Below are 11,617 nucleotides of genomic sequence, written 5' to 3'. Positions count from 1 at the left end.
CGTCAGACGTTCACGCCGAAGTCCTGGGCGATGCCCACCAGGCCCGAGGCGTAGCCCTGGCCGACGGCGCGGAACTTCCACTCGGCGCCGTTGCGGTACAGCTCGCCGAAGACCATCGCGGTCTCCGTGGCGGCGTCCTCGGACAGGTCGTAGCGGGCGATCTCGGCGCCGCCGGCCTGGTTGACGATGCGGATGTAGGCGTTGCGCACCTGGCCGAAGTTCTGCGAGCGGTTCTCGGCGTCGTAGATCGAGACCGGGAAGACGATCTTGTCGATGTCGGCCGGCAGGGCGGCCAGGTTGACGTTGATCGCCTCGTCGTCGCCGGCGCCCTCGCCGGTGCGGTTGTCGCCGGTGTGGACGATCGTGTTGTCCGGGGTCTGCTTGTTGTTGAAGAACACGAAGTGGGCGTCGGAGTAGACCTTGCCCTGCGTGTTGACCGCGATCGCCGAGGCGTCGAGGTCGAAGTCGGTGCCGGTGGTGGTACGGACGTCCCAGCCGAGGCCCACGGTGACTTCGGTCAGGCCCGGAGCCTCCTTGGTGAGCGAGACGTTGCCACCCTTGGACAGGCTTACAGCCATTGTTGGGAGTCCCTTCCCTCGTGTACGTACGGCAAGAAAGCTACAGCTACCCCCATGAACGCGAGAGGGGTACGCAAGGTTCCAGGTCTCTTTACTTTCTTTACCGAGTCCGGGGCCGAGGATATTCGGGTGACGTGGGCCGCCCCGGGACGGGAACATGGACGGCATGTCCGGTCCCCATGTCATCCGCGGCTCCGTCTCGCTTCCCGAGTCCGAGCTCGTCTGGCGTTTCTCGCGCTCCTCGGGGCCGGGCGGGCAGCACGTCAACACCACGGACACGGCCGTGGAGCTCCGCTTCGACCTGGCGCGCACCGAGGCGCTGCCCGAGGTGTGGAAGCGGCGGGCGCTGGAGCGGCTGGCCGGTCGGCTGACCGACGGGGTCGTCACCGTGCGCGCCTCCGAGCATCGCTCCCAGTGGCGCAACCGCGAGGCCGCCGCCGTGCGCCTCGCGGCGCTGCTCGCGGAGGCGACCGCGCCGCCGCCCAAGACCCGCAGGCCCACCCGCATCCCGCGCGGCATCAACGAGCGGCGGCTGCGGGAGAAGAAGCAGCGGTCGGAGACCAAGCGGGGGCGCTCCGCGCGGGACTGGGGGTGAGGGGGCGGGGGTGACTGTCGAGTGTGCCTGCGGGTTCGTCGTGGCTGAGCGCGCAGTTCCCCGCGCCCCTTCGGGGCGCGTTCAGGTCAGCGCCAGCACGCCCACCGTCTCCTCCTCGGCCTTCTCCCCGTTCGGGCGGAAGCCGAGGCCCAGGTAGAAGTTCTCGGGGCCGTTCTCGCCGGGGTGCCAGGTGACGAAGCACTCGTTGCCGCCGCGGCGCCGGATCTCGGCGGCCACCGACTCCACCGCGAAGCGGCCGTAGCCCCGGCCCTGCTCCTCGGCGGCGATGTTCAGGCGCCACAGGCCGGAGCGCAGCGCGCTGCCGTCGTCGTACCAGTCGATGCCGAAGAAGCCCATGACGAAGCCGACGGGACGGTCGCCGTCGAGGATGAGGCGCGGCCAGGCCTTTTCGGGGCGGACGTAGGCCTCGGCGAGCGACTTCACCACCGGGGAGACGGCGAACTCCTGCTCGGGGCGTACGCGTATCGCGAGGGCGGCCTCGATGTTCGCGGGGGTGATCCGCTCCAGGCGGAGCGTGGTGCTGGTCGTCATGCGGGCACCCTAGGAGGCGCCCGCACGCCGGACGAGCGAATTTAGCGCTCAGTCCAAGTGCCGGTACCGCCCCCGGAAGTACGTCAGCGGCCCCCCGTCCGCGCTCGGCAGGGCGGCGGTCAGGACGCGGCCGATCACCAGGGTGTGGTCCCCGGCCGGTATGCGCTGCTCGGTGCGGCACTCCAGGGTCGCCAGGGCGCCGCCCACCAGCGGGGACCCGGACACCTCGCCCCGCACGTACGGGATGTCCTCGAAGAGGAGCCGGTCGCTGACCCGCCCCTTCATCGCGAAGCGCCCCGCGATGTGCCGCTGGCTCTCGGACAGGACGGAGACCGCCCACAGCGGCTGCTCGTCGAGCAGGTCGTCCATCCGGGAGCCCTCCCGCAGGCTGACCAGGACCAGCGGCGGGTCCAGGGACACCGACATGAACGCCGTGGCCGTCATCCCGACGTCCTCGCCGCGCGGCGCCCCCGGATCGTCGGGGTCGAGCGGCGGCTCCTGGGCGGTCACCAGGACCACGCCCGAGGCCAGCCGGGACATGGCGGCACGGAATTCGTCGTTGCTCACCCCTTCAGCATGCCCGGAGGCCGGCGACGGCACCGAGAACGCGGAGGGTGCGGGGGACGCGAGGGAGGGAGTGTTCGGCACCCCGCCACGCTAATCGGCGGCCCGCCGGCCCGGCATCGGACCCCGGTCCGAACCGGGACCTAGGACCGGCCTAGGACCCCGGGAGGAGGCGTCCGGGAGGAGTCGTGCGCATACCTACAAATTTTGCGTTCGGTAAACACACGCGGAAAACGCAGAATCACCACTCAATTGTTCATCTTTGGCTGTGACTTGAGTCACAAGAGGAAGTAATTGTTGACCCTGTGTACCGAGTGGGCAGCGCGCTGTGATTCAGTGGCGGAAGCTGGTAAGGACGATACGCCGAAGAGAACCCTTGATTCGCTGCGAGGTCTCGGGGGGAGGGCGAGCATGGAGACCGAGTCGGAGCCCTACGTCCGCCTTGCGTCCCTGCGGCAACTGCACCAGGTCATGGCCGACATGAACACGGCCCGCAGCCTGGCGGACACCCTGCAGACCGTCGCCGACGGCGTCGTCCAGGCCCTCGGGTACGAGCTGGCGTGCGTCAACCTGGTCCGCCCCGACGGCGACCTCGTCGTCGCGGCCTTCTCCGGCAACCAGGCCGCCGAGGCCCTGATCACCGGCCGGGCCGGCTCCCGCGAGTCCTGGGAGCGCCGCCTGAGCATGGGCGAGCAGTGGGGCGACCTGATCTTCATACCCCACACCGAGGGCTGGATCCTCGACGACGACGACGTCCCGCAGTGGTACACCGACGGGCCCGCGCCCCGCTTCGAGGACGAGTGGCACCCCTCGGACCGCCTCTTCGCCCCCATGTACGCGCCCGGCCCGCGACGCGGCGACACCAGCGGCGAACTGATCGGCGTCCTGTCCGTGGACCGCCCGCGCAACGGCCGCCGGCCCGGCGCCTGGGGCCGCGAGGCCCTGCAGATGTACGCCTTCCAGGCCGCCATCGCCATCAGCAACGCCCGCCTCCGCTCCAACATGCAGCGCGCCCTGGTCCGCCTCGAACGCGACCAGCAGGCCCTCAGGGCGAGCGAGGAGAGCTTCCGGCAGGCCTTCGAGTACGCCCCCTCCGGCATGGCCATCGCCGAGATGGGCGGCGACCAGCACGGCCGCATCCTGCGCACCAACGACGCCCTGTGCCGGCTGCTGGGCCGCCCCGCCTCCGCGATGCGCCGCTACGCCTTCTCCGACCTCGTCCACCCGGAGGACATCGGCACCCTGCTGCGCACCTCCGCCGAGGGCGGCCGGGCCGAGCTGCGCCTGGGCCGGCGCGACGGCACGTACGTCTGGGTCTCCCTGCGCAACAGCGTCGTCGCCGATGCCGCCGACGGGCCCCGCTTCCTGCTCACCCACGTCGAGGACATAGAGGAGCGCAAGCGCCGCGAGCTCCAGCTCGCCCACCGCGCCTCCCACGACTCCCTCACCGGCCTGCCGAACTCCGCCGAGCTGCGCGCCCGGCTCGCCGCCCGGCTGTGCCGGCGCCCGCAGTCCCCGCACGCGGCGGTGGCCGACGCGATGGACGCGGCCTACGGGCACCCCGTGACCGACTCCGGGGGACACACCTTCGACTTCCGCTCCGGCGCCGATCCCTACGGGGTCTACGACCACCACGTCCACACCGTCGCCCCCGGCGACGGCCGGGACGACGGCACCAAGGGGCTCGCGGTCCTCTTCTGCGACCTGGACGGCTTCAAGTCGATCAACGACCGGTTCGGGCACAACGCGGGCGACGCCGTCCTCATCGAGGTCGCCCGCCGGCTCGGCGGCGGGGTGCGGGACGGCGACACGGTGGCCCGGCTCGGCGGTGACGAGTTCGTCATCCTCGCCGACGGACTCGGCCGGGCCGACGCCGAGGACCTCGCCGTACGGCTGCGCAACGAGATCATCCAGCCGATCCGGGCCGAGGGACGGGCCGTCCGCGTCGGCGCCAGCTTCGGCATCGGATGGGCCCACTGCGGCATGACGGCGGACGAAGTCCTCAAGTCCGCTGACGAACGGATGTACGTAGAGAAACGATCTCGTCCCAAACAGCACCGCCGTGCGGGATGATCCCCAGGTCAGCGTACTGATGCGGTCGGAGTCACCCGTTCGGGTCAGTCGGAGCGGGTAGGCTCGCCCTCTCACCACCTGAACCGCAAACGCACCGCACCTGGTTAGGAGACCTAGGGATGACGCCCGGCAACAACGGCGCGAGCACGCCCGAGGACGACGACCCGTTCGGCTACCTGTACGCCGACGGGCAGGCCAACGGAGCCCAGCCGCCGTCAGGCGGCTACGGCTACCCGAACTCCGTCAACCGGGTGCGTCCCGTCGGCACACGGCAGTACGGGGCACCGCAGGGCCAGGCCGCCCCGACCGCCGCGTACGGCCAGGCGGCCCCGCAGCAGCAGGGCGCCTACGGTCCGCAGCAGGGCGCCTACGGCCGGCCGAACGCGCACTACGCCGCGCCGGAGACGATCCCCGGCGGCGGTGCCCCCACCGCCCCGCAGCAGCCGTCCCGCGGCGGCGGTGGCGGCGGACGCCGCGGCCCCAACACCAAGGGCCTGCTGATCGGCGCGGTCGCGGTGGTCGCCGCGGTCGTCATCGGCATCGCCGTGGCCATGACCAGTAGCGGCGCGGACGACGACAAGGGCGGCAACGAGGCGGGGGGCGACACCGCCCCGACCCAGTCCCAGAGCACCGACCCGACCCCGTCGGCGAGCAGCAGCGCCGACGACGAGGTGAAGCTGCCGTCGGCCCAGGCGGGCCAGCTGCAGCTGTCGCCCGGCGTGGCGACGGCCTCGGACATCGAGGGCGCCGAGTCGGACGGCGGCGCCTACGTGACCAACCTCAACCAGCCCGGCGCCTCGGTCACCTGGACCGTCAACGGCATCCCCGAGGACGGCGCCTACACCCTCTTCGCCCGCTACAGCGCGGCCGGCGAGGACCAGTCGATGACGCTCACCGTCAACGGCAAGCCGTTCGGCAGCAAGATGAACCTGAGCAACTTCGCGCGCGCGGCGGACGGCGACTTCGCCAAGGGCTGGACCAAGACCTATGCCTGGCCCACGCTGAACAAGGGCACCAACACGATCTCGCTGTCCTGCGGCGACGGCGACAAGTGCAACGTCCTGCTGGACCAGCTCTCCCTGAAGAAGGGCAACGTCAAGGACTAGCGGGTCACGCGGCGCCGGCCTCCGCCGTCACCGCGACCCCCCGGCCCAGCAGCTCCTCGTACGTCGCCCGGTCGAACTCGCCCGCCACCGGCGCCAGTACCGTCGCCGCGGACAGGGCGACCGCGCGGGCCAGGCGGTCCGGCCAGGGCAGGTGCTCCACCAGGCCCGACAGCAGGCCGGCGACCGCGGAGTCGCCCGCGCCGGTCGGATTGCCGCGGACATGCGCGGGCGGTGCCGCCCGCCAGTGGCCCTCGGGGGTCACCGCGAGCAGGCCCTCGGCGCCCAGGGAGGCCACCACGGACCCGGCGCCGCGCCGCCGGGCCGCCTGTCCGGCCCGCAGCGGCTCGTGCGAGCCGGTCAGCTCGGCCAGTTCGTCGGCGTTCGGCTTGATCATGTCCGGGCGGGCGGCGACGCCCCGGCGCAGCGGCTCCCCGCTGGTGTCCAGCAGCACCGGCACGCCCGCCGCGCGCGCGGTGCGCACCAGCCCGGCGTAGGCGCCCACCGGCACACCCGGCGGCAGGCTGCCGCACAGGGCGACCGCCGAGGCGCCGGCGAGCAGGTCCGCGTAGGCCTCCTGGAAGGCGTTCCACTCGGCGGGGGCGACGGCCGGGCCCGGCTCGTTGAGCTGGGTGGTGTCGCCGGTGCGCTGGTCGACGACGGCGATGGTGCGCCGGGTCGTTCCGGCGACCGGCACGAGCGCGTCGGCCACCCCGTGGACGCCGGTCAGCCCTTCCCGCACGACGCGTCCGGTGAGGCCGCCCGCGAAGCCGGTCACCGTCACCTCGTGCCCGAGGGCCGCGAGCACCCGGGCCACGTTCAGCCCCTTGCCGCCCGGGCGTTCGGTCACGTCGGTGACCCGGTGGGAGCTGTGGGGCCGCAGGGACCGGACGCGGTACGTGATGTCGAGAGCGGTGTTCAGCGTGACCGTGAGAATCACCCGTGCCGACCTCCCCCGATGGTCTGTGTCCGCCATGTGTTCCGAAGACGTTTCCGGAGTCACGATCATGCCAAACGGACGGCCGTCGGCCCAGCCCCAGGACCGGCCACCGTCGGCCGGTCCGGAGGCGGACTCGGGACGGATCAGCCCAGTTGCGGACCGACCACCCATTCGCCCCGGCGCATCACGCCCACCACGTCGAACCCGGCGTCGAGGACCACCAGGTCGGCGTCCTTGCCGGGCTCCAGCGAGCCGACCCGGTCCGCGAGGCCGAGCAGCCGGGCCGGGTTGGCGGAGATCGCGGCGACGACGTCCTCGACGGGCAGCCCGTCCACCGTCACCGCCCGCTTGAAGGCGCGGTCCAGGGTGAGCGTGGAGCCGGCGATCGAGCCGCCCTCCACCAGCCGGGCCACGCCGTCGGCGACCTCGACCTCCATCGGGCCGAGCATGTAGCGGCCGTCGCCGAAGCCGGCGGCGTCCATCGCGTCGGTGATGAAGGCGACCCGGGACGCGCCCGCGTGGTGGAAGGCCAGCTGGAGCGCGGCCGGGTGCAGATGGGTGCCGTCGTTGATCAGCTCGACGGTGATCCGCTCGTCCTCGAGCAGCGCCGTGATCGGGCCGGGGGAGCGGTGGCCGAGCGGCGGCATGGCGTTGAACAGGTGCGTGGCGACGGTCGCGCCCGCGTCGATGGCCTGGAGCGTCTGCTCGTAGGTCGCGTCGGTGTGCCCGACGGCCGCGATCACGCCGTGCTCGGTGAGCAGCCGCACGGAGTCCAGGCCGCCCGGCAGCTCGGTGGCCAGCGTCATCATCTTCGCGTGGCCGTGCGCCGCGTCGATCAGCTTGCGGACCTCGGCCGGGTCGGGGTCGCGCAGCAGCTCCTCGTCGTGCGCGCCCTTGCGGCACGGGGAGATGAACGGCCCCTCGAAGTGGATGCCGGCGATGTCGCCCTGCTGGGCCAGCTCGGCGAGCACCCCGGCGTGCCGGGCGAGGAAGTCCAGGTCGCCGGTGACGGCGGAGGCGACCACCGTGGTGGTGCCGTGCAGGCGGTGGGTGTGGACGCCTCGGAGGATCTCCTCGGCGGTGCCGCCGGCGAAGGAGGCGCCGCCCCCGCCGTGGTTGTGGAGGTCGACGAAGCCGGGGACCACCCAGTGACCGGTGAGGTCGACGGTCTCCGCGTCCGGGGGCGCCGTGTCCGCGAGCCGCGTGCCGTCGACGATCACGCGGCCGTCGTCCACGGTGCCGGTGGGCAGTACCACCCGGGCACCGGCGAGAACCTTGCTTGGGGCCATCAGGTGGTTACCTCCGGGGGAGTCGCGGTCGTGGGAGTGGTGTCGAGCAGGTCCCAGGCCATGAGCCCGGCACCGAGGCAGCCGGCGGTGTCCCCCAGGGCCGCGGGAACGAGTTCCGGCAGCTTCTGGAAGGTGACGCGCCGCCGGACGGCGTCCCGCAGTGGTGTGAACAAGGTTTCCCCGGCCTCCGCGAGGCCGCCACCGATGATCAGGACGCGCGGGTCCAGCAGAGTGAGCGCGGTGACGAGCCCGTCGGCGAGCGCGTCCACGGCGTCCTGCCACACGCGGGCGGCGCGGGCGTCGCCCGACTCGACGGCCTTGGCGCAGTCGGCGGCGTCCGCCTCCGGGTCGCCGCAGGCCTCGGCCCAGGCCTGGCTGACGGCCGACGCGGACGCGAACCGTTCCAGGCAGCCGCGCTGCCCGCACGGGCACGGCGTGCCGCCGGGGCGCACGACGACGTGGCCGATCTCGCCCGCGAAGCCGTGGGCGCCCGCTTCCACCCGGCCGTCGATGCCGATGGCGCCCGCGATGCCGGTGCCCAGCGGCACGAACAGGAACCGGTCGGCGCCCCGCCCGGCCCCGATGCGGCCCTCGGCGAGCCCGCCGGTGCGCACGTCGTGGCCGAGGGCGACCGGGATGCCGCCGAGCCGTTCGCTGAGCAGCGCGCGCAGCGGGACGTCGCGCCAGCCGAGGTTGGCGGCGTACACGGCGGTGCCGTGCTCCTCGTCGATGATGCCGGGGACGGCGACACCGGCGGCGACGGCGCCCTCGCCGAACCGGTCGGCGCCCAGGGCGCGCAGTTCGGCGGCGAAGTCCAGGATGCCCGCGACGACGGCCTCGGGCCCGCGGTCGCGTCCGGTGGCGCGGCGGGCCTGGTGCAGCAGCTCGCCCCCCGGCCCCGCCAGGGCGGCCTTCATCCCGGTGCCGCCCACATCGAGGGCGATGACATGTTTCACGGGGGACAGTGTGGCCCGTACACCCGGGAGAGGTCTAGTCCACTCACGTGGTGTAGACCTTAGTCCGGTAAGCGGACGATCGAACCGATCGACACACAGCAGGGGCGGGGCAGGAACAGTGCAGCGGCGCAGGACTGGAACGATCGCGGCGGTGTCCGCCCTGGGGCTGACGGCGGTCCTCGGCGGCTGCGGGCTCACCGGCGGCTCCGACGAGGTGACGCTGAAACTGGTCGCCGCCGACTACGGCGACAGCAAGGACAACAGCTCCCAGGAATACTGGAACGAGCTGGCCAAGTCCTTCGAGGCCAAGCACCCCGACGTGCACGTGGACGTCACCGTCTATTCCTGGAACGACGTCGACCGCAAGGTCCGCGAGATGGTCGACGCCGGCGAGGCCCCCGACATGGCGCAGATCGGCGCCTACGCCGACTACGCGGCCAAGGACCTGCTCTACCGGGCCGACGACGTGCTCTCCATCCCGGTCCAGGCCGACTTCGTCTCCCAGCTGGCCACGGCCGGCCAGGTCCACGGCGTCCAGTACGGCCTGCCGTTCGCCGCCTCCACCCGCGTGCTCTTCTACAACAAGACCCTCTTCGACAAGGCCGGCGTCACCCCGCCCAAGACCTGGGACGACCTCGCCGAGGCGGCCGAGGCGCTCGAGGCGGACGGCGTGAAGTACCCGTACGCGCTGCCGCTGGGCGCCGAGGAGGCGCAGGCCGAGACGATGCAGTGGATGCTCAGCGGAGGAGGCGGCTACACCGACGACGTCGGCACCTACTCCATCGACTCGCCGCAGAACGTCACCACCTTCACCTGGCTCAGGGACGAGCTGGTCGGCAAGGGCCTCACCGGCCCGGTCGCCCCCGGCAAGCTCAACCGCGCCGACGCCTTCACCGCCTTCGCGAACGGCGACGTCGGCATGCTCAACGGCCACCCCTCGCTGATGAAGACGGCGTCCGCCAAGGGCGTGAAGTACGGCATGGTGCCCACGCCCGGCGCCGACGGCGAGAGCAGGAACACGCTCGGCGTCACCGACTGGATGACGGCCTTCAAGAAGAACGGCCACCAGGAGGAGATCGGCGACTTCCTCGACTTCGTCTACAGCGACGAGAACGTCCTCGACTTCTCCCGCGAGTACGACCTGCTGCCGGTCACCACCTCCGCGTCCGAGGCGATGAGCACGGCCGCCGAGGACAAGGACCTCAAGCCCTTCCTGGACGAACTGCTGCTCTCCGAGCTCTACCCGGTCGGCAAGACCTCCTGGGCCTCGGTCAGCGCGGACGTCAAGAAGCGCATCGGCCAGGCGGTCGTCCCCGGCGGCAGCCCCTCGGAGGTCCTCGGCCAGATCCAGGCGACGGCGATGCGGGCGGGCAGCGCCGAATAGCGCCGCTGTCGGTGGCGGGCGTTACGGTGCCGTACATGGACCTCGGAGCAAGGGAGCGCGGCATCCTCGCGCTGGAGCGCCGCGGCTTTCCGGGCCCCGGCGCGAAGGAACGAGCGATCCGTGAGGAACTGGGCCTGGCCCCCGTGCGCTACTACCAGCTCCTCAACGCGCTCCTGGACGACCCGCGCGCCCTGGCCCTCGACCCGGTGACGGTCAACCGGCTGCGCCGGGTGCGGGAGGCGCGGCGCGGCGAGCGCTGAGGTTGGTTCCCGCGCCTGCGGGATAGGTTCGCCGTATGGGCAGCCACAAGGAATCCACCCCCGACTCCCAGGTCCCCGCGGACCACCTGCCGACGCCCGCGACCGAGGCCGGCCGCGAGGGGCTCGACGCCCTCCTCGCCCGCCCGGGCCGCGCGGTGATCGCGCTCGACTTCGACGGGACGCTCGCCCCGATCGTGCCGGACCCCGACCTGGCCCGCGCGCACCCGGACGCGGTGCCCGCGCTCGCGGCCCTCGCCCCGAAGGTCGCCTCCGTCGCGGTGATCACCGGCCGTCCGGCCGAGGTCGCCGTCCACCACGGAGGTTTCGCGGACGTCCCCGGCCTGGACCACCTCGTCGTCCTCGGCCACTACGGCGCCGAGCGCTGGGACGCCGCCACCGGTACGGTCACCGCGCCGCCGCCCCACCCGGGGGTGGCCGCCGTCCGGGCCGGGCTGCCGGGTGTGCTGGAAGCCTCCGGGGCGGGGCAGGGCGTGTGGATCGAGGAGAAGGGCCGGGCGGTCGCGGTGCACACACGGCGGGCCGCCGATCCGCAGGCCGCCTTCGAGGCCCTGCGCGCGCCGCTGGCCGAGCTGGCCTCCCGCACCGGCCTGATCGTCGAACCGGGCCGCATGGTCCTGGAACTGCGCCCGCCGGGCATGGACAAGGGCGCCGCCCTGCGGGAGTACGTCCGGGAGGTGGACGCGGGATCCGTCCTCTACGCCGGTGACGACCTCGGCGACCTCCCCGCCTTCGCGGCCGCGGACCGGCTCCGCGCCGAGGGCATCCCCGGGCTCCTGGTGTGCAGCGGCAGCGACGAAGTGACGGAGCTGAGGAAGCGCGCCGACCTGGAGGTGGACGGCCCGGCCGGGGTGGTGGCGCTCCTGCGCGCCCTCGCCCGCCGCCTGACCTGAGACAACGTCACGACGAGGCTCCCCGCTCGTCACAGACGTGTCCTGACGCCGGCGCCGGGGCAACCCGCCCCGGCGTCCGGGCCCTCCTGGGAGACGTAGAGCGCCTGCTCGATGAGGCCCAGACCCGTGGAGGACAACGTCATGACCGCTCGCCGCACGTTCCCGGTACTCGCCCTCGCCGTCATGGCCGCCGGCCTGGCCCTCACCGCCTGCGACAACGGCGGTGGCGCCGACAAGGCCGCGCCCTCCACCACCACGTCGAACGTCGCCCAGTCCCCCACCGCCGGGCCGGACGCCCCCACCGGTGGGTCCGGCAAGAAGTGCACGGACCAGCGGGACTACGCGGGCGACCCGAGGCCGAACGCGGAGATCAACTCGATCGGCGAGGACACCGGCACGTGTCCCGAGCCGC

General features: G+C 72.8%; 12 protein-coding genes and 1 pseudogene. 7 read left to right on the top strand and 6 right to left on the bottom strand.

The window, feature by feature from the left end; genetic code table 11:
• Nucleotides 1-2: 2 nt before the first annotated feature.
• Nucleotides 3-578, bottom strand: a complete 576-nt coding sequence (locus ACIRG6_RS20945; protein WP_019326664.1) for a TerD family protein — start codon at nt 576-578, stop codon at nt 3-5.
• Nucleotides 579-735: 157 nt separating this feature from the next.
• On the opposite strand from ACIRG6_RS20945, the gene arfB reads away from it, so the two are divergent.
• Nucleotides 736-1,173, top strand: a complete 438-nt coding sequence (gene arfB / locus ACIRG6_RS20940; RefSeq protein ID WP_350724741.1) for an alternative ribosome rescue aminoacyl-tRNA hydrolase ArfB — start codon at nt 736-738, stop codon at nt 1,171-1,173.
• A gap of 81 nt (nt 1,174-1,254) precedes the next feature.
• On the opposite strand, the gene ACIRG6_RS20935 is transcribed toward arfB, so the two are convergent.
• Both ACIRG6_RS20935 and ACIRG6_RS20930 read right to left on the bottom strand, forming a co-directional pair.
• Nucleotides 1,255-1,725, bottom strand: a complete 471-nt coding sequence (locus ACIRG6_RS20935) for a GNAT family N-acetyltransferase (protein ID WP_364674172.1) — start codon at nt 1,723-1,725, stop codon at nt 1,255-1,257.
• 48 nt (nt 1,726-1,773) lie between these two features.
• Entirely contained in the window at nt 1,774-2,373 is a 600-nt protein-coding gene (locus ACIRG6_RS20930) for a flavin reductase family protein (protein ID WP_364674170.1), read from the bottom strand.
• A gap of 327 nt (nt 2,374-2,700) precedes the next feature.
• On the opposite strand from ACIRG6_RS20930, the gene cdgB reads away from it, so the two are divergent.
• Complete coding sequence (gene cdgB, locus ACIRG6_RS20925; protein ID WP_351133007.1) at nt 2,701-4,362, top strand: diguanylate cyclase CdgB; 1,662 nt, start codon at nt 2,701-2,703, stop codon at nt 4,360-4,362.
• A gap of 119 nt (nt 4,363-4,481) precedes the next feature.
• Entirely contained in the window at nt 4,482-5,468 is a 987-nt protein-coding gene (locus ACIRG6_RS20920; RefSeq protein WP_239765835.1) for a carbohydrate-binding protein, read from the top strand.
• 4 nt (nt 5,469-5,472) lie between these two features.
• On the opposite strand, the gene ACIRG6_RS20915 is transcribed toward ACIRG6_RS20920, so the two are convergent.
• The 3 genes from ACIRG6_RS20915 to ACIRG6_RS20905 form a co-directional block, all read right to left on the bottom strand.
• Entirely contained in the window at nt 5,473-6,405 is a 933-nt protein-coding gene (locus tag ACIRG6_RS20915; protein ID WP_403323993.1) for a 1-phosphofructokinase family hexose kinase, read from the bottom strand.
• A gap of 143 nt (nt 6,406-6,548) precedes the next feature.
• Nucleotides 6,549-7,694: an N-acetylglucosamine-6-phosphate deacetylase gene (nagA, locus tag ACIRG6_RS20910; protein WP_350724751.1), complete on the bottom strand. Its 1,146-nt coding sequence runs from the start codon at nt 7,692-7,694 to the stop codon at nt 6,549-6,551.
• A complete protein-coding gene (locus ACIRG6_RS20905; protein WP_391983883.1) occupies nt 7,694-8,611 on the bottom strand; it encodes an ROK family protein in 918 nt (305 codons plus the stop codon). The genes nagA and ACIRG6_RS20905 overlap by 1 nt, the downstream gene beginning before the upstream one ends.
• A 157-nt stretch (nt 8,612-8,768) precedes the next feature.
• Here ACIRG6_RS20905 and ACIRG6_RS20900 point away from each other — a divergent pair, with 157 nt between their 5' ends.
• From ACIRG6_RS20900 to ACIRG6_RS20885, 4 genes and pseudogenes are all read left to right on the top strand, one after another.
• On the top strand, nt 8,769-10,034 hold the full coding sequence (locus ACIRG6_RS20900; protein WP_364674162.1) for an ABC transporter substrate-binding protein: 1,266 nt from the start codon (nt 8,769-8,771) through the stop codon (nt 10,032-10,034).
• Between the two features lie 35 nt (nt 10,035-10,069).
• Nucleotides 10,070-10,294: a DUF3263 domain-containing protein gene (locus tag ACIRG6_RS20895; RefSeq protein ID WP_318213358.1), complete on the top strand. Its 225-nt coding sequence runs from the start codon at nt 10,070-10,072 to the stop codon at nt 10,292-10,294.
• A gap of 35 nt (nt 10,295-10,329) precedes the next feature.
• Nucleotides 10,330-11,205 carry a trehalose-phosphatase gene (gene otsB, locus ACIRG6_RS20890; protein WP_403323989.1) on the top strand — a complete coding sequence of 292 codons (876 nt, stop codon included), beginning with the start codon at nt 10,330-10,332 and terminating at the stop codon, nt 11,203-11,205.
• Between the two features lie 141 nt (nt 11,206-11,346).
• A pseudogene (locus tag ACIRG6_RS20885) lies at nt 11,347-11,617 on the top strand (hypothetical protein); the annotation flags it as partial.

Origin of the sequence: Streptomyces flaveolus (assembly GCF_044765825.1) — a bacterium.
In the GTDB taxonomy this organism is placed as follows: domain Bacteria; phylum Actinomycetota; class Actinomycetes; order Streptomycetales; family Streptomycetaceae; genus Streptomyces; species Streptomyces flaveolus.
The sequence above is the reverse complement of the archived record's forward strand: the minus strand, read 5'-3'. Positions and strand labels throughout refer to the sequence as shown.

What these genes read in the sequence shown, in the direction of transcription:
- otsB (WP_403323989.1), top strand. Translation starts at nt 10,330, where the DNA reads ATGGGCAGCCACAAGGAATCCACCCCCGACTCCCAGGTCCCCGCGGAC.
- ACIRG6_RS20935 (WP_364674172.1), bottom strand. Translation starts at nt 1,725, where the DNA reads ATGACGACCAGCACCACGCTCCGCCTGGAGCGGATCACCCCCGCGAAC.
- ACIRG6_RS20945 (WP_019326664.1), bottom strand. Translation starts at nt 578, where the DNA reads ATGGCTGTAAGCCTGTCCAAGGGTGGCAACGTCTCGCTCACCAAGGAG.
- arfB (WP_350724741.1), top strand. Translation starts at nt 736, where the DNA reads ATGGACGGCATGTCCGGTCCCCATGTCATCCGCGGCTCCGTCTCGCTT.
- ACIRG6_RS20895 (WP_318213358.1), top strand. Translation starts at nt 10,070, where the DNA reads ATGGACCTCGGAGCAAGGGAGCGCGGCATCCTCGCGCTGGAGCGCCGC.
- nagA (WP_350724751.1), bottom strand. Translation starts at nt 7,694, where the DNA reads ATGGCCCCAAGCAAGGTTCTCGCCGGTGCCCGGGTGGTACTGCCCACC.
- ACIRG6_RS20920 (WP_239765835.1), top strand. Translation starts at nt 4,482, where the DNA reads ATGACGCCCGGCAACAACGGCGCGAGCACGCCCGAGGACGACGACCCG.
- ACIRG6_RS20905 (WP_391983883.1), bottom strand. Translation starts at nt 8,611, where the DNA reads ATGAAGGCCGCCCTGGCGGGGCCGGGGGGCGAGCTGCTGCACCAGGCC.
- cdgB (WP_351133007.1), top strand. Translation starts at nt 2,701, where the DNA reads ATGGAGACCGAGTCGGAGCCCTACGTCCGCCTTGCGTCCCTGCGGCAA.